A 17,152-nucleotide genomic window follows, 5' to 3' on the forward strand; every position below is an offset into this window, starting at 1 on the left:
CTGGACGGAATAAACACAACTTCCACGATAAATAAAAAACTCCTGAATCAAAAGATTCAGGAGTCATTCAAATGGGCTTATGCTGATGTTTTTGTATCTTTATTCACGACTGTACCGTCTTTTAAGACAAGACGTGGCGGCTCACCATCAGCAACCGTTTCACCAGTAATGACACATTTCTCAATATCATCACGAGATGGAAGATCAAACATCACATCAAGCATGATGCCTTCAATGATGGAGCGAAGACCACGAGCTCCTGTTTTACGCTCAATTGCTTTTTTCGCAATTTCGCTAAGAGCATCTTCTTCAAACTCAAGCTCAACATCATCAAGCTCAAGCATTTTTGTATATTGCTTAACGAGCGCATTTTTAGGCTTCGTCAAGATTTCTACAAGTGCTTTTTCATCTAACGGCTCTAGGCTTGCAATAACCGGAAGACGACCGATGAATTCTGGGATTAAACCGAAGCGAAGTAAGTCTTCTGGCAGAACTTTTGATAGAAGGACTTCTTTTTCAAGATCTTCAATTTTATTTTCCGCACCGAATCCAATGACTTTTTGACCTAGGCGGCGTTTGATGATTTGCTCAATGCCGTCAAAGGCTCCACCACAAATGAAGAGGATATTTGTTGTATCAATTTGAATGAATTCTTGATGAGGATGCTTACGTCCACCTTGAGGCGGTACACTAGCGACTGTTCCTTCAAGAATTTTCAAAAGGGCTTGCTGTACACCTTCCCCAGATACATCACGAGTGATAGAAGGGTTTTCTGATTTTCTTGCTACTTTATCGATCTCATCGATGTAGATAATGCCTTTTTCAGCTTTTTCTACATCATAATCTGCTGCTTGAATCAGCTTTAGTAAAATATTCTCTACGTCTTCCCCAACGTAACCTGCTTCTGTTAAAGACGTCGCATCTGCAATCGCAAATGGAACATTTAAAATACGTGCAAGCGTTTGAGCAAGTAATGTTTTACCACTTCCTGTAGGTCCAATCATAGAAATGTTACTTTTCGAAAGCTCAACATCATCAATCTTACTGTTGGAATTAATCCGCTTGTAATGGTTATAAACCGCTACAGCTAAGGATTTCTTCGCATTCTCTTGTCCGATGACATATTCATCAAGAATTTCCCGGATTTCATGAGGTTTCGGAACATCCTTGAATTCAACTTCTTCCTCAGTACCGAGCTCTTCTTCAACTATTTCCGTGCAAAGCTCGATACATTCATCACATATATATACGCCAGGTCCTGCGACCAGTTTACGCACTTGATCTTGCGTTTTTCCGCAAAACGAGCATTTTAATTGACCTTTTTCCTCGTTGAATTTAAACATTCTTTCACCCCTTATTCTTCTTCACTTGCCTGTAGCTAACAGTCAGCTACCCTTCTGGGTCCAGTATGTATGCATTTTACCATACTTTCCTAAAAGACGGTAATGATGTGTTTGTAACACTGCACATTGAGATATGTATGACAGAAAGATGCGACTTACACTATCGTTTCCAAAAGAAGCGATGATAAGTCAAAAATTGTACAAAACAAGGCACGAGTCACTCGCGCCCTGTTTTATTATTATGCACCATATTAACGGTTTTCTACAAGAAAATCAATTGCTTTACGAACTTTTAAATCTTCTTTCATTGCTTCAGTAGAACCGATCGCTTGTTTGATATTTTCAACTGGCATGTTGTATGCTTCAGCCATTTTTGAAAGTTCTTCTTCCACTTCTTCATCAGACACTTGTAGGTCTTCTGCAGCAGCAATTGCTTCAAGAGTAAGATTAGATTTTACGCGTTTAGCAGCATCTTCTTTCATTTGCTCTTTTAGCGCATCTTCATCTTGTCCAGAGAACTGGAAGTAAAGCTCAAGGTTCATCCCTTGCATTTGAAGACGTTGTTCGAATTCTTTCATCATGCGGTCTAGCTCAGTGTCAACCATCGCTTGAGGAACGTCAACTTCCGCATTTTCAGAAGCTTTTGCTACTAACTCTTCACGAAGTTTGCCTTCTGCTTCGTTTTCTTTTGCTTCTTCAAGACGTTTCTTCGTTTTTTCAGTTAATTCAGCAATCGTTTCAACTTCTTCATCAACATCTTTAGCGAACTCATCGTCAAGTGCTGGAAGTTCTTTTGCTTTGATTTCATGAATTTTCACTTTGAATACAGCTGGTTTACCTGCAAGGTCTTCAGCATGATATTCTTCTGGGAATGTCACTTCAACGTCTTTTTCTGCCCCTGCTTCAAGACCAACCAATTGCTCTTCGAAACCAGGGATGAATGAACCAGAACCTACTTCAAGAGAGTAGTTCTCAGCTTTTCCGCCTTCGAATGCTTCTCCATCAACGAATCCTTCGAAATCTAGAACAACTGTATCGCCGTTTTCGATTGCGCCTTCTTCTTTGACAACAAGCTCAGCTTGACGGTTTTGCATAGCTTTTAACTCTTCTTGGACATCTTCATCAGATACAGATGTGTCGTCTTTTTCTACGTTAAGACCTTTGTAGTCACCAAGTTTTACTTCTGGCTTCACTGTTACTTTTGCAGTGAAGATTAAGCTTTCGCCTTTTTCGATTTTCTCAACATCGATTTCAGGGCGGTCAACCGGCTCGATACCAGCTTCGTCGATTGCTTTCGGATATTCAACTGGAAGAAGAATATCTAGTGCATCTTGATAAAGAGATTCTACTCCAAAACGCTGCTCGAAAAGACCACGTGGTACTTTTCCTTTACGGAATCCAGGGATTGATACTTGCTTAACTACTTTCTTAAATGCATCATCAAGTGCTTTGTTAAATGTTTCAGCGTCAACTTCTACTGTTAAGACACCTTCGTTACCTTCTTGTTTTTCCCATTTTACTGACATGTGTGTTTCCCTCCAAAAATCTATTCAGATTGTGCGTTGTTACATTCTAAAGCATCATAAAGACTTCGTCCAATCAAAAACCACGCACTCCGCTAAAGAAGCGGTCTTATGTATACAACATTTGACTTGATTATACATAACGTCTTTCAACCGTTGGAATCTTACAACCGCACGATATATGCACAAATACAACCATTATATTATAACATAACAAGTCCGTCTTTCAACTAAATCGACAAATTACAAATAAGAAATTTCTTCAATATCTTTCAGCATTGTACAAGCTTCTCTCAGCTCTCGTTCGTTAAAATCATACAATAAATGCAATTCTTCGAGGTCAATCTCGATTCCATGCATTTCATAGCCGACTTTATGAAGTGCCGCAGCCCAAAGATTCGGATCCGTATATTTAGGAAGAAATGGATATAGCACAAATAAGTGCCGGCGCCATAACTCTTCAACTCCTTGGTAAAGGGTTGGGTTCTCATTGCCAAGTGTGTCATCGAGCTTTCGAAGGACTTGCTGAAGCAGTGGCATTTGCTCTGGCTTGACAGCCTCAGAAGGAACAAGCGTTAAAGAATCACCGAACTTCGTCACATGAACCGGCTTTGCCACATCATGATCTGACAGAAGTTGCAGGATCAATGATTTGACCAAAGGGTTTCCATCAGGCTTTTGTAGGATCGTATTTAATAGACCCATATGCGGCGTGATGTTTCGGTCTTTCAGCGAATGGATGAACTGCACCTGCTCTTCTGGCCGCTCGAGCATTTCATCTATATTGATTTCTCCGCTGCCTTCCTCGTCTTCGTCTAAAATCTCTTCTGGTGATTCAATCATCTTTCTGCTAAATTCAAGCAGCTTATAAAAATGCTCCGCGCTTTCTGCTGGAAGGTGATTTTCTTCAAGGACTGCCTCAATTGTTTGTTTGACTTCCTCGTACTCTTTCAGCTGAATTAAGATGGTCATATATACTTGAAGCACAGTGAAATAGTGGCCATATCCTTCATGTAGCATCTTTTCACAGACTCGCTTTGCATCCTGCAGCTCACCAAGCTCTAGAAAACAAATCGCCATACCGAGATGAATATCGGATTCTTCATCGTCATCATACGATTTCGCTTCTGAAAATAAGTGAAGCGCCTCTTGATACTGTTTATCTTTTAATGCTGCCATTCCTTTTTCAATCAGTCTTTCTTTCAGACCAGGAAACAAAATGACATTATCTTTCTTCTTGTCATGTTTCATGCTTACGTTCCTTTCGGGCGCATATTTTTTATCAGTTTACCAACGAAGGTTAGTAAACACAAGTAACGAGAGGTTTTCATGCAAAAAAGAAGCCGTCACACCACGGGGACGGCTTCTCGTTGTTTATGCACGCAGCCAGCTGCTACGTTTTTCTTCAAATGCTTGAATCTCATCTTCTAGTAACAATGTTAATGAAATCTCATCATAGCCATTCAGGAGCATTTCTCTCCAGTGTGGATCTACATCGAAAGGAGTAACATTCCCTTCATGGTCTTGAATCTGTTGTTTTTCCAGATCAACTGTCATTTCATATCCTTTGTTTTCATATGATGCAGCAAACGTTTTCCACACATCATAATCAAGACGAATTGGAAGCATCCCGTTTTTAAAACAGTTTTGATGAAAAATATCGGCGAAAGATGGGGCAATGACAATTTTGAATCCATAATCATCAAGTGCCCAAGGCGCATGTTCCCTTGATGATCCGCAGCCAAAGTTTTCGCCTGCGATCAAAATAGAGGCTCCTTCATAAATCGGCTGATTGAGTTCAAAATCTGGATTCGGACTACCATCTGCCAAATATCGCCAGTCAAAAAAGGCAAATCGGCCATATCCTGTTCGTTCGATTCTTTTCAAAAATTGTTTCGGAATGATTTGATCTGTATCTACATTTATACGGTTAAGCACAGCGGCTTTTCCTTTATGAGTGACTAAAGGCTCCATCTATGACACAACTCCTTACACGACTGTTTTCTCTTGATTAAACTTCCTGACATCGACAAATCGGCCATGTATGGCAGCCATTGCAGCCATTGCCGGGCTGACAAGATGCGTTCTTGCACCCTTCCCTTGACGTCCCTCAAAGTTACGGTTTGATGTAGATGCACAGCGTTCACCTTCTGGCACCACATCGTTATTCATGCTGAGGCACATACTACAGCCAGATTCTCTCCATTCAAATCCTGCTTCTAGGAAAATTTTATGAAGACCTTCTTCTTCTGCTTGCAGTTTGACACTTTGTGAGCCGGGAACCACAATCGCTCTGACATGATCAGCTACTTTTTGTCCTTCAATCATAGAAGCGGCTTGGCGTAAATCAGTCATTCTTGAGTTCGTACATGAGCCAATAAACACATGCTCAATCGTAATATCTTCAATACGCTGATGCGGGTGAACCCCCATGTATTCATAAGCACGTTTTGCTTCTTTTTGGTCATCTTCTTGTGCAAAATCTTCAGGTCCTGGAATTGCTGCATCCACAGGGAGCACCATTCCTGGGTTAATTCCCCACGTGACCATTGGTGAAATATGATTTCCATCTAAAACAATGGTTTTATCATAGGTCGCACCCGGATCTGTTCTTAGTTCTTTCCATTCTTTTATCGCTGCTTCGAAATCTTCACCCTGCGGTGCGTATTTGCGTCCGCGGCAATATTCAAAGGTCACTTCATCAGGTGCGATCAATCCTGCTCTTGCGCCTGCTTCAATTGACATATTACAAACGGTCATCCGCTCATCCATTGACATGTTTCTGAATACTTCCCCAGTGTATTCAATGACATAACCTGAACCGAACTTCACGCCATGTGCGCCAATGACTGCTAAAATGACATCTTTGGCTGTTACCCCTTTTTGAAGCGTTCCGTCTACTCTAATTTCTAGTGTCTTCGGACGCTGCTGCCAAAGTGTTTGTGTGGAAAGCACATGCTCAACCTCACTTGTGCCAATCCCAAAGGCAAGTGCACCAAATGCGCCATGAGTAGATGTATGACTATCTCCACACACGATTGTTTTCCCCGGAAGTGTTAAACCAAGCTCTGGTCCAACGACATGAACGATTCCTTGGTCTACACTGTGAAGGTCAGCTAGACGGACCCCGAATTCAGCACAGTTGCGCTCTAGAGCACTGACTTGCTTCTTCGCAATCTCATCTTTGATCACAAATCGATTCACAGTCGGAATGTTATGATCCATCGTCGCAAATGTGTTTTGTGGTCTTCGCACCTTGCGCCCTTTTTGTCTTAATCCTTCAAATGCTTGAGGTGACGTCACCTCATGCACCAAGTGCAGATCAATATATAAAAGGTCTGGTTTTCCCTCGCCATTTTTGACAACATGCTGATCCCATATTTTTTCGATGATTGTTCGAGGCATAACCCTTTTTCCTCCCTCTACCTAATTCAACAAGATTTCTATTTATACAATGGTTTTCGTACGTTGTTTGAGTGCATCTACAACGGCTTGCGTGATATCATCAGTCGTTTCATACGTTCCCTCTTTTGCTGCTAGGTCCTTTGTTCGTTTGCCAGAGGCAAGAACGGCTTCCACAGCTGCTTCAATTGCAGCCGCTTCTTCTTCTAGAGCAAAGGATGTTCTAAGCAAGCTGGCTGCTGACAATATAGTAGCCAGAGGGTTTGCGACATTTTGCCCCGCAATATCGGGTGCTGAACCATGAATCGGCTCATATAAATGAAGGCCGGTGCTTGATAAACTAGCAGATGGCAGCATGCCGAGTGAGCCAGTAATCATAGATGCTTCGTCACTTAAAATGTCACCAAACATATTCTCTGTCACGATGACATCAAATTGAGCGGGCTTATAAATCAGCTGCATCGCGGCATTATCGACGAGCATGTGCTCATATGCGACATCTGGATACTGGGATGCAACTTCTTCTACCGCATCCCGCCATAGTTTACTCGAAGCGAGAACATTCGCTTTATCCACAGACGTTACTTTTTTCCGTCTCGTTAACGCCATGTCGAACGCTTCTTTTAATACACGAACAATCTCTTCCTTTGTATAAAGAAGTGTATCAACCGCAGCTTCTTTTCCTTCATCATCCGTGTAGCGCTCACTTGGTTCGCCAAAGTAGAGGCCTCCAGTTAATTCACGAACGATGACGAAATCTACTCCGTTAATGTGATCTTGTTTTAACGGTGAAGCCTCACTCAAGCTATCAAATACTTTGACAGGGCGGATGTTCGCAAATAAGTCCAGCTGTTTGCGAATGGAGAGCAAGCCTTTTTCTGGGCGAAGTTCTGGCGGGTTTTGATCCCACTTTGGTCCGCCAACGGCTCCTAATAAAATCGCATCTGCGCTTTTGCACACTTCTACTGTTTCTTTAGGGAGCGGATTGTTTTTTTCATCTATCGCTATACCGCCAATGAGAGCTGTTTCGAATTCAAATTCGTGTTGAAATTGAGCCGCTGTCTCTTTCAGGACAGCGACGGCTGATGTGACGACTTCCGGTCCGATTCCATCGCCGGGCAAAAGTGCAATTTTCTTTTTCATGAGTCCCTTCCTCCTTTCTTATGAGATGGCGTGATGTTTCTCAATTTCTATTAGGTTTGATTTAAAGATTAAATGTCTATTCACTGCATTGACGTAAGCTTTAGCCGATGCTTCCAGCACATCTTGCGCTACACCGCGTCCTGCTGTTTCTTTTCCTTCTATTGAAACAGTGACATATACTTCCGCTAGTGCGTCTCTGCCTTTTCCATTGGATTGAATACGATAATCTAGCAAATGAATTCTTTCCTCCATACAGCGCTCAAGCGTGTTGTACACAGCTTCTACACTGCCTGCACCTGTAGCTGCTTCTTGAATGACTTCCTGCGTTTCTTGATTTTTAAGAGAGACTGTTGCTGTCGGCATTTGCTCTGTCCCATAGTGAACTTGAAGACTTTCAAATTCATAGCCAATTTTACGGTCTGCTACTTTTTCTTCTAATATAATAGAGATTAAATCATCATCTGTGATTTCTTTCTTCTTCTCTGTTAAGTTCTTAAACGTTTCGAAGAACTTATTGATTTCTTCTTCAGTCAATTTAAAGCCGAGTGTTTTTAAGCGGTCTTTAAACGCGTGTCTTCCGGAGTGTTTACCAAGGACAAGCACATCTGTTGTGACGCCTACAAGCTCTGGAGAGATAATTTCATAGGTTGTTTTTTCTTTGAGGAATCCATCTTGGTGAATACCTGATTCATGGGCAAATGCATTGTTTCCAACGACTGCTTTATTACGCGGTACAATCATACCTGAGTATTTGCTCACTACATCACTTGTGCGCTTAATTTCATTCAACTGAATGGTTGATTCGACTTGGTAAAAGTCTTTGCGAATATGAAGGGCAACTGCAATTTCTTCTAAAGCAGCATTTCCTGCGCGCTCTCCAATACCGTTGACAGCTGTTTCAATTTGATCTGCTCCATTTTCAATGGCAGCAAGTGAGTTCGCTACAGCCATTCCTAAATCATCATGACAGTGTGCTGACAATATGACTTGATCGATATTTGGAACGTGTTCCTTCATATATTTAAAGATATTTCCGTACTCTTTTGGTGCTAGGTATCCAACAGTGTCAGGCAAGTTAATGACACTTGCGCCTGCGTCGATCACTTTTTCTACAATTTCTGCTAGGAAAGAAAGATCTGTCCGGCATGCATCTTCTGCTGACCACTGAACAACTGGGAAGCGCTCTTTCGCGTATTTCACCATTGAAACAGCTTGTTCAACCACTTCTTCACGTGTTTTCTTTAGCTTATGCTTGAGGTGAATGTCAGAAGTCGCAATAAAGACGTGTATTCTTGGTTGAGCTCCATCTTTTAATGCGTCCCATGCAGCATCAATGTCACCTTTCACACATCGTGCAAGTCCTGCAACTGAACAGTTCTTAATCGTTCTTGCAATTTCTTGTACGCCTAAGAAATCCCCTCGGGATGAAGCGGGAAAACCCGCTTCAATGATATTAACCCCAAGGCGCTCAAGCTGCTTAGCAATGATTAGCTTTTCTTGTGCATTTAAGTTCACTCCTGGTGATTGCTCTCCATCTCGAAGTGTTGTGTCAAAAAAATTAATTTTTCGCACCGACGCTCACCGCTTCCTTTTTCTTTCCTTGTTTAACGAAAGGCATCATTTCACGAAGCTTTCTTCCGACGATTTCAATTTGGTGCTCATTTTCATTTGCATTGATCGCATTGAAACGTGGACGATTCACTTGGTTTTCAACAATCCATTCTTTCGCGAATGTTCCGTTTTGGATGTCAGTCAAGACTGCTTTCATTGATTCTTTTACTTTTGCATCCACAACGCGTGGTCCTGATACGAAGTCACCCCACTGCGCTGTATCAGAGATGGAATATCTCATACCTTCTAATCCTTCTTCATACATAAGGTCAACGATCAATTTCAGTTCATGCAGACACTCGAAGTATGCAAGCTCCGGCTGATAACCAGCTTCTGTTAATGTTTCAAAACCTGCTTTTACTAATGAAGTAAGACCTCCACAAAGAACTGCCTGCTCACCGAATAGATCCGTTTCTGTTTCTTCTTTAAATGTTGTTTCAAGAACGCCCGCTCTTGCTCCGCCGATTGCTTTTGCATAAGCAAGTGCTTTGTCTTTCGCTTGACCTGATACATCTTGATAGATAGCAAATAGTGCAGGTACACCAGCGCCTTGCTCATATGTTCTTCTTACAAGATGTCCTGGACCTTTTGGAGCCACAAGATACACATCTACGTCACTTGGAGGAACAATTTGATGGAAGTGAACGTTGAATCCGTGTGCGAATACAAGTGAATTCCCTGCTTCTAATTGATCTTTGATTTCTTCATCATATACTTTCTTTTGCTGCTCATCTGGAAGTAATACCATGACGACATCTGCTTGTGCTGCTGCTTCTTTTACTGTGAATACTTGATGACCGTCTTCTTGTGCTTTTGTATAAGATCCGCCTTTTCTTACGCCGACAATGACATCTACGCCGCTCTCTTTTAAGTTCAATGCATGTGCATGACCTTGTGATCCGTAACCAATGATAGCTACCTTTTGACCGTTTAATACGTTTTCTTGAATATCACCGTTATAATATACTTTTACCATTTGACTCTCTCCTTTTGTTTAGACAATTGAAATTGTTTTATTTGTTTGCGGCTTTTGCTGATTATCTCTCGCAAAGGCCGTGGTGCCAGTTCTGGCGACTTCTTTAATGCCGTATGGCTTAAGTAATTCAATGAGTGCTTCAATTTTTGAAGACTCACCTGTCACCTGAATGACGACACTTTCTCTGCTCACATCTACAATAGAAGCCCTAAAAGGTTCAATGACCCCCGTGATCTCCATTCTAGATGCTGGTGCAGATACGACTTTTATCAAAGCCAGCTCTCGCTGAACGATTGATTGGTTTGTAATATCCGTTACTTTGAGGACATCGATTTGTTTGTTCAGCTGTTTTGTCAGCTGTTCGATGTCTTTCTCCTGGTCTACATGGACGACGAACGTGATGCGTGATACATCTTGAATCTCAGAATGGCCGACCGTAATGCTTTCAATATTGTAGTGTCTTTTGGTAAAAAGGCCTGTGATTCTGTTCAGTACGCCTGATCGATTTAATACAGTCAACACAATAATTCTTTTCAAGGTTTCACCCCCACCATCTCATGAAGTCCTTTCCCCGGTGCTACCATCGGGAATACTTTCTCATCTCTCGCTACATTGACATCGATGAAAACAGGCTCTCTAGACGTTAATGCTTCTTCTAGCTTTTCTTGCGCCTCTTCGTCTGATGAGATTCTGATCCCTTTAATGCCATAAGCTTCAGATAATTTCACGAAGTCTGGCTGCTCTGAAAATTTAGAATGTGAGTAGCGTTCTTCGTAAAAAATTTCTTGCCATTGTCTTACCATTCCAAGACTGTGATTATTGAGAACAATCACTTTCACTGGAAGGTTCAGCTCACGGATAACGGCAAGTTCTTGCAGGGTCATTTGGAAACCTCCGTCTCCTAAAATCGCCACAACCGTTGCCTCTTGATCAGCTAGCTGCGCGCCAATCGCTGCCGGTAAACCAAATCCCATTGTGCCAAGCCCACCAGATGTCACCCATTTATCGGCATTTTCGAATGGATAGAACTGCGCAGCCCACATTTGGTGCTGTCCGACATCAGTTGCCACAATGGCTTCACCTTTTGTAAATTGATGAATGTATTCGATCAGCTTTTGAGGCTTAAAGCCTTCAGCTTCGTTTTCGACATACCAGAGTGGATATTCTTCCTTCCACTGATTTAGCTGGCTCTTCCACTCGTCTGATTCACCTTTTTTCCCGTCCTGCTTGATCAGTTCTTGAAGCACTAGCTTACTGTCACCAACAACTGGGATATGGGTGTGAATGTTTTTACCAATTTCCGCTGGGTCGATGTCAATATGAGCAACCTTCGCATGCTTTGCAAAATGATTGAGGTTGCCGGTTACCCTGTCATCAAATCTCGCTCCGATTGAAATGAGTAAGTCACATTGATGTAGTGCCATGTTCGCTGCATATGTGCCGTGCATACCCGCCATTCCTAGGAAAAGAGGATGCTTTGCTGGGAATCCACCAAGCCCAAGCAATGTATGAGCGACAGGGATTTGTTGCTGCTCTACATATTGCCTTAATTCTTCCGACGCTTTGCCGTGAAGAACGCCAGCTCCTGCTAGAATAACTGGTTTCTTTGCTCTGCTTACAGCTTCTACTAACTTGCGAATTTGCAAATAATTCGGCTCAATTTTCGGCTGATAACCTGGCAAATCGATTGGCTGATCGTATTCAAATGTCCCTTCAATGCCAGCGACATCTTTTGGAATATCAATCAAGACTGGACCAGGTCTGCCGGTTGTTGCGATGTGAAATGCCTCTTTAATGACACCCGGTAACTCTTCTGGGCGTCTCACTTGATAGCTGTGTTTTGTGATTGGCATTGTGATACCAAGTACATCTGCTTCTTGGAAAGCATCTGATCCAATGACTGAGGTTGCCACCTGTCCAGTGAAGATAACCATAGGTAGTGAATCAATCATCGCATCCGCAATTCCTGTGACTAGGTTGGTTGCCCCCGGTCCTGATGTGGCAATAACAACGCCTGGTTTACCAGATACTCTTGCGTATCCCTCCGCTGCGTGAATCGCTCCTTGCTCATGTCTTGGCAGGACATGAAATAAACCAGAATCGTAAATTTTATCGTAGATCGGTAAAACGGCTCCGCCAGGATAACCAAAAATGACTTCTACTTTTTCTCTTTTGAGTGCTTCAATTAACATGAGTGCACCGTTCATCGTTTGTGGTGCATTTGATTTTTCCGTCTCCATTTGTACATTTGTCCCCATTTGATTTCCTCCTCTTTGTCTTGCTTCAGTCAAGTCCTTTCACCCTTTTCCATTCAAGATAGAGATATGAGACCATATAAAAAAGCCTTCTCACCCCACAATGACACTACTTTTCACTAGGTCAAAGGGGCGAAAAAGCTTTGTTTTTCGCGGTACCACCCTTGTTCACGGCAAATCATGCTGCCGTCTCATGGACATCTTTCATCCATTTTGGTAACGAGTGATGCAATGTCACTCGGTCTGCCCTACTATCATTTCAAGCAGACACTCAGAGGTGAGTTCACTTTAGAAAGTAACACCGGTTTCCAGCTAGCACCGGCTCTCTGTAGATACTGACTCTAAAGCTACTAGTCCTCTTCAACGTTTATCGATATCTATTTAGCTTGCGTGAATGTTTTCATCGGTAAAGACTACTTTTTCTCCTTCTTCAACGACTCGTTTGCGGAATTGTTCAAGAAGTTTTTGTGTGTGGAACCCTGGCTTTCCTTCGCCAATGATACGGCCGTCAACTTTTACAACAGCGATGACTTCGGCAGCGGTTCCTGTCAGGAAGACTTCTTCAGCTGTATACACATCATGTCTTGTGAAAGGTTCTTCTTTCACTTCGTAGCCTAAGTCTTCTGCGATTTCCATGATGGCATTTCTTGTGATGCCTTCAAGAGCGCCGATATAACCTGGCGGTGTATAGAGCTTACCTTTTTTATAAATAAACACATTGTCTGCAGAACCTTCTGCCACGTACCCTTGATCGTTCAGCATCAGCGCTTCACTCACACCGGCCATATGGGCTTCGATTCGGACAAGGATGTTATTCAAATAGTTTAATGATTTCACTTTTGGACTTAGTACGTCAGGACGATTTCGCCTCGTTGGTACTGTCACAATATCAATACCTGTTTCATATAGGTGCTTTGGAAAGATGGCCAGCGGCTCTACAATGATCACTGTGTTGGCTCTCCCACAGTTGTTTGGATCTAAGCCAAGATCACCGGCTCCTCTTGAGACAACAAGGCGGATATAGGCATCTTTTAGGCCGTTCCTTTCAACTGTATGAATCATTTTTTCAGTGAGCTCCTCAAGTGAATATGGAATGTTCAGCATAATGGATCTAGCGGAATCATACAGGCGGTCTAAATGTTCTTTCATTCGAAAGATATTTCCGTTATATACACGTATTCCTTCGAACACACCGTCACCATATAAGAAGCCATGATCATAAACTGAAATTTTCGCATCCTCTTTTTTCACGAGTTCATCGTTTAAAAAGATCCACTGTTCCTTTTGGTCTTCCATCTTCAGTGAGCACCCTCTCTTTCAAACAAAAAGTAGTTGAATTTTCAGACACTTTATATTGAAGTGTCTCACGCTTACTCTGCGTGTCTGTTTGCTTTTGTTGAACCCATCTTACGCCGCTTTCCATACAGTGTCAACAGCATTTTTAAAATTATTAGACAATTTAGACTAATCAAAATAAAATGTATACGCTTACACCTTTGCTAGACAAGGAATGAAAAAACTTAAAATTTTTTGTATTTTTTCTTCAATTTATTTACTCTACATGAACTGTTTTCTTTTGAACAAGCTTTTGTGATATTTTTTCACACGGTTTTTGAAGAATATTGTGAGATTTCATTGCGTTTGTTTTTTCCTTCAGCATGCCTTTCTAAAGCGTTTTCCTATGAATTTATGATAGAATGAGAGCATCTAATAGAAGGAGGGCAATACATGGCTAACATCAGAGGTTATATCGGAACGTATACAAAGGGAGACAGCAAAGGAATCTATTCTTTTACTTTAAATACGGACAAGCAGCAGATTGAACAAGTAGAAGTGGCTGCAGAACTTGAAAATCCTACATATTTAACTGTCTCAGATTCTCAAAAGTTTGTGTATGCTGTTGTGAAAGAAGGAGCACAGGGCGGTCTTGCTGCGTATCAAATTGATGCCGACACCGGCGCACTTCGTTTCATCAACCAAGAGCTTGCCGATGGGGCTTCTCCTTGTCACGTCAGCGTGGACAGCCAAACGAAAACAGCGTTTACAGCAAACTATCATAAAGGAACAGCAGAGATGTACGAAATTGATGCTGAAAACGGCTCAGTGATTCGCACGCTGTCACAGGCGCAGCATGAGGGCACTGGACCAAACGAAGACCGTCAAGAAAAACCGCACACTCACTTTATGGGTTTGACACCTGATGAACAATTTGCAGTAGCTGTTGACCTTGGCACAGACGGAATTTATACGTATAAGAAAGAAAACAGCAAACTTGAGCTTACCCATACATTTGAAACAAAACCAGGAAGCGGCCCTCGTCATATCACATTCCACCCAACGAAACCTGTGGCCTATGTGATGACAGAGCTCAGCTCAGAGGTCATTGTACTTCGTTACTTTGAAGATGGTCATTTCGAAGAGATCCAAACGATCGCAACCATTCCTAATGACTTCACAGAGAATAATCAAGGCAGCGCCATTCATGTGTCTTCTGACGGTCACTTTGTGTATGCAGGAAATCGTGGACATGACAGCATTGCCATTTTCAAAGCAGATCATGACGGCAAACTAAGCCTCGTTGAAATTGCTTCATCTGAAGGAAATTGGCCTAGAGACTTTGTCCTTGATCCAACAGAAGAATTTCTCGTCGGCTCAAACCAAGAATCTAGTAATCTTGTGTTATACAAACGTGACAAAGAAACCGGTCGACTCACTGTCTTACAATCAGACATCACCGTTCCGCATCCGGTTTGCGTGAAATTTTTAGGATAATGAAAAAAACCTCCGTTTAGGAGGCTATAGATTGTTGACAAAGGGCTAAAATGAACTTTATTTTAGCCCTTTGTCTTTTTTCAGCGTAGTTGAAAACCCTTGAAGTCTAGGAAGAACGAGCACCGGAGCGCAGGACTGACAAAGAATGCGAGAGTTTGTCTACACACTGAAGCCACCGTTTAGGAGGCTTTTCTTTAAGCAGACGGCATACCGCCATCTTCAAGCTTTTGATCAATGAAAGACGTATCGCTTTTTTCACCGAACCATTTTCCAAGCCTGTCTTTCGCTTTCCCTTTGACATCGTCATCAATGTACATCGCGACTTGAAGCAGAGCAAATGTGATGGCGCCTAGATCATCTGTGTAGCCGATCCCCACCAATGTATCAGGGATCAGGTCAATCGGAAGGATAAAGTACCCTAGCGCCCCAATGATGAGGGTCTTCGCTTTAACCGGTACTTCGGGTTTTTGCAATGTATAATAAAGTAATAACACAGCATAGACAAGAGAAACTCCAGCTTTTTGTGCCGTCTTTTTTAACTTTTCCCAAAAGGCATGATCATTAAAATGCTTCTTTGAACGCTTTAATAGTTCTTTTTTCTCAGAACGATTCATCGTATCGCCTCCATATTCAGCATAGCCCTTCCACCTTATTTATACAAGAAATCCACTCATTCGACAAACAAAAAGCAGCAGAAAGCTGCTGCAATCTACTGCTCTTTGTAAAACTTTTCGATCGCCTTATCGATGTATACCCATCCTTTATACGACACATGAATCGTGTCCTTAAAGAAATATGGGTCATACTCATGCGAAGTCAAATCTGCGACTTCATACCCATTATCCCGAATTTGACGATTGATTTTTTGATAATAATCTGTACGTCCCTCTTTCGGAAAACCAGTGTAATCATACCATTTTCCGTTGACGGGAATCGTCACGAATAAAGGCTTCGCCCCTGCCTGTTTTAAAATATCCAGCATGATTTGGAAATCTTTATATTCAGGTGATGCTGCATAAGAATTGTCACGACGAGAATCCTTCATCTTTTTCATGATCGGCTTCAGCTTACGATCAAACAGTCTCTGATCAATATAAAACGGGTTGTCCCCTGCTTTTTCGGATCCTAAGACGCTCGCTTCTTTTTCAAGCTCAGTCCATGTTTTCCCTTTCACTGAAGGAGACGGACGATGCTTGCGCTCATGCCCAGACCCGATCGTATAGTACATGTCTTTCTTTTGAAGCATGCCATAATACATTTTTGCAATAGGAGAAATCGCGCCATAAGCGAATTTGTTCCCAGAAAGCTCTGCTTTAAAAAGCTCTGTGATGACCATGTCGTTCTTTACTGCCTTAAACTTCATGATCCTTTTGATGAGCTTTTTTTTCACAGCTGGATCAATTTCTTTATTATAAGCAAGATCAAGCGCCTGAAGCGCTGAATAGTTAGGAGCAAAGTGATTCTCGTCTGATCCCCCTTTGACAAACCACTGCGGGGACACGATAAACACAAGCTTTTTCCCTTTTAATTCATTCATATGCGCTGCAAAGTTCATGGCATGAATTAATGATTGCGATCCACCTTTTCCAACAAGATAAGGTGTAAACCCTTGAGGATTTTCATGAAAGAAATTCGAAGGGTGATATGGATCAAAACGGGATAGTTCAGAAGATCCATAGATCGGCAAATAAGTTGGATCTTTTAGCATTTCATCTTGTAAATAAAGCCCTTGGAACATCCCTGGATCTAATTCTGTGGCTGACTTTTGTAATTTGTCTTTTGGGATCAGATGTGAGAGCCATGCATTTGGTACAAGAAGAACACCAATGAATAGAACAGCCGCTAAAATAAGCGGCCCAAAAAAACGCTTTTTCATTACTTCATCTCTGCCAGCTGCTCAGCAATGTGATTCGGTGTATCCCACACATCACGATCAAACTCTGTAATCGGAACAGTAATTCCAAGTTGACTTTCAATTGCCATAAGTAGTTCTACTGTACCAAATGAATCTAGAAGACCTTCGTCAAAAATTGCAATCTCTGGATTTTCTTTCACAACGTCGTCCTGACAAACCTCTGCAATAATACCGTATACTTGATTTTTAAATTCCATAATTTTCTACTCCCT

At 42.0% G+C, this 17,152-nt stretch carries 15 protein-coding genes and 1 other annotated feature; of the genes, 1 reads left to right on the forward strand and 14 read right to left on the reverse strand.

Going from position 1 to position 17,152, the window contains the following annotated elements; all coding sequences use genetic code 11:
• Positions 1 to 77 precede the first annotated feature (77 nt).
• The 11 genes from clpX to ilvE all read right to left on the reverse strand — a co-directional run bounded on the left by clpX (position 78) and on the right by ilvE (position 13,549).
• Positions 78 to 1,343 (reverse strand): ATP-dependent protease ATP-binding subunit ClpX, encoded by a 1,266-nt coding sequence (clpX, locus tag NSQ17_RS12910; RefSeq protein WP_017358145.1) that lies wholly within the window; start codon positions 1,341 to 1,343, stop codon positions 78 to 80.
• 251 nt (positions 1,344 to 1,594) lie between these two features.
• Positions 1,595 to 2,869 (reverse strand): trigger factor, encoded by a 1,275-nt coding sequence (gene tig, locus NSQ17_RS12915; protein ID WP_017358146.1) that lies wholly within the window; start codon positions 2,867 to 2,869, stop codon positions 1,595 to 1,597.
• 240 nt (positions 2,870 to 3,109) lie between these two features.
• The gene (gene ddcA / locus NSQ17_RS12920; RefSeq protein ID WP_008342841.1) at positions 3,110 to 4,117 is read right to left on the reverse strand and encodes a DNA damage checkpoint antagonist DdcA; all 1,008 of its coding nucleotides are present in this window, start codon (positions 4,115 to 4,117) and stop codon (positions 3,110 to 3,112) included.
• Positions 4,118 to 4,240: 123 nt separating this feature from the next.
• Entirely contained in the window at positions 4,241 to 4,840 is a 600-nt protein-coding gene (gene leuD, locus NSQ17_RS12925; protein ID WP_008342843.1) for a 3-isopropylmalate dehydratase small subunit, read from the reverse strand.
• 15 nt (positions 4,841 to 4,855) lie between these two features.
• A complete protein-coding gene (leuC, locus tag NSQ17_RS12930) occupies positions 4,856 to 6,271 on the reverse strand; it encodes a 3-isopropylmalate dehydratase large subunit (RefSeq protein ID WP_041090960.1) in 1,416 nt (471 codons plus the stop codon).
• Between the two features lie 42 nt (positions 6,272 to 6,313).
• Complete coding sequence (gene leuB / locus NSQ17_RS12935; protein WP_342467473.1) at positions 6,314 to 7,411, reverse strand: 3-isopropylmalate dehydrogenase; 1,098 nt, start codon at positions 7,409 to 7,411, stop codon at positions 6,314 to 6,316.
• A gap of 18 nt (positions 7,412 to 7,429) precedes the next feature.
• A complete protein-coding gene (locus NSQ17_RS12940; protein ID WP_008342850.1) occupies positions 7,430 to 8,983 on the reverse strand; it encodes a 2-isopropylmalate synthase in 1,554 nt (517 codons plus the stop codon).
• Positions 8,970 to 9,998 carry a ketol-acid reductoisomerase gene (ilvC, locus tag NSQ17_RS12945; protein WP_007501581.1) on the reverse strand — a complete coding sequence of 343 codons (1,029 nt, stop codon included), beginning with the start codon at positions 9,996 to 9,998 and terminating at the stop codon, positions 8,970 to 8,972. The genes NSQ17_RS12940 and ilvC overlap by 14 nt, the downstream gene beginning before the upstream one ends.
• An 18-nt stretch (positions 9,999 to 10,016) precedes the next feature.
• Positions 10,017 to 10,535: an acetolactate synthase small subunit gene (ilvN, locus tag NSQ17_RS12950; protein WP_007501584.1), complete on the reverse strand. Its 519-nt coding sequence runs from the start codon at positions 10,533 to 10,535 to the stop codon at positions 10,017 to 10,019.
• Positions 10,532 to 12,256 carry an acetolactate synthase large subunit gene (gene ilvB, locus NSQ17_RS12955; RefSeq protein WP_047946274.1) on the reverse strand — a complete coding sequence of 575 codons (1,725 nt, stop codon included), beginning with the start codon at positions 12,254 to 12,256 and terminating at the stop codon, positions 10,532 to 10,534. Before ilvB ends, ilvN begins: the two co-directional genes overlap by 4 nt.
• Before the next feature lie 122 nt (positions 12,257 to 12,378).
• Positions 12,379 to 12,626: a binding site (T-box leader), on the reverse strand.
• 8 nt (positions 12,627 to 12,634) lie between these two features.
• Positions 12,635 to 13,549: a branched-chain-amino-acid transaminase gene (ilvE, locus tag NSQ17_RS12960; protein ID WP_047946273.1), complete on the reverse strand. Its 915-nt coding sequence runs from the start codon at positions 13,547 to 13,549 to the stop codon at positions 12,635 to 12,637.
• Between the two features lie 432 nt (positions 13,550 to 13,981).
• Here ilvE and NSQ17_RS12965 point away from each other — a divergent pair, with 432 nt between their 5' ends.
• Positions 13,982 to 15,025 carry a lactonase family protein gene (locus tag NSQ17_RS12965; protein ID WP_341017084.1) on the forward strand — a complete coding sequence of 348 codons (1,044 nt, stop codon included), beginning with the start codon at positions 13,982 to 13,984 and terminating at the stop codon, positions 15,023 to 15,025.
• Between the two features lie 194 nt (positions 15,026 to 15,219).
• Here NSQ17_RS12965 and NSQ17_RS12970 read toward each other — a convergent pair whose 3' ends face one another.
• The 3 genes from NSQ17_RS12970 to dltC all read right to left on the reverse strand — a co-directional run bounded on the left by NSQ17_RS12970 (position 15,220) and on the right by dltC (position 17,137).
• Complete coding sequence (locus NSQ17_RS12970) at positions 15,220 to 15,639, reverse strand: YkvA family protein (RefSeq protein ID WP_008342863.1); 420 nt, start codon at positions 15,637 to 15,639, stop codon at positions 15,220 to 15,222.
• Between the two features lie 95 nt (positions 15,640 to 15,734).
• Complete coding sequence (gene dltD, locus NSQ17_RS12975) at positions 15,735 to 16,901, reverse strand: D-alanyl-lipoteichoic acid biosynthesis protein DltD (protein WP_048002087.1); 1,167 nt, start codon at positions 16,899 to 16,901, stop codon at positions 15,735 to 15,737.
• Positions 16,901 to 17,137, reverse strand: a complete 237-nt coding sequence (gene dltC, locus NSQ17_RS12980; protein ID WP_003216498.1) for a D-alanine--poly(phosphoribitol) ligase subunit 2 — start codon at positions 17,135 to 17,137, stop codon at positions 16,901 to 16,903. The genes dltD and dltC overlap by 1 nt, the downstream gene beginning before the upstream one ends.
• Positions 17,138 to 17,152: the final 15 nt, after the last annotated feature.

This window comes from Bacillus sp. FSL W8-0629 (assembly GCF_038593225.1).
Lineage (GTDB): Bacteria > Bacillota > Bacilli > Bacillales > Bacillaceae > Bacillus > Bacillus altitudinis.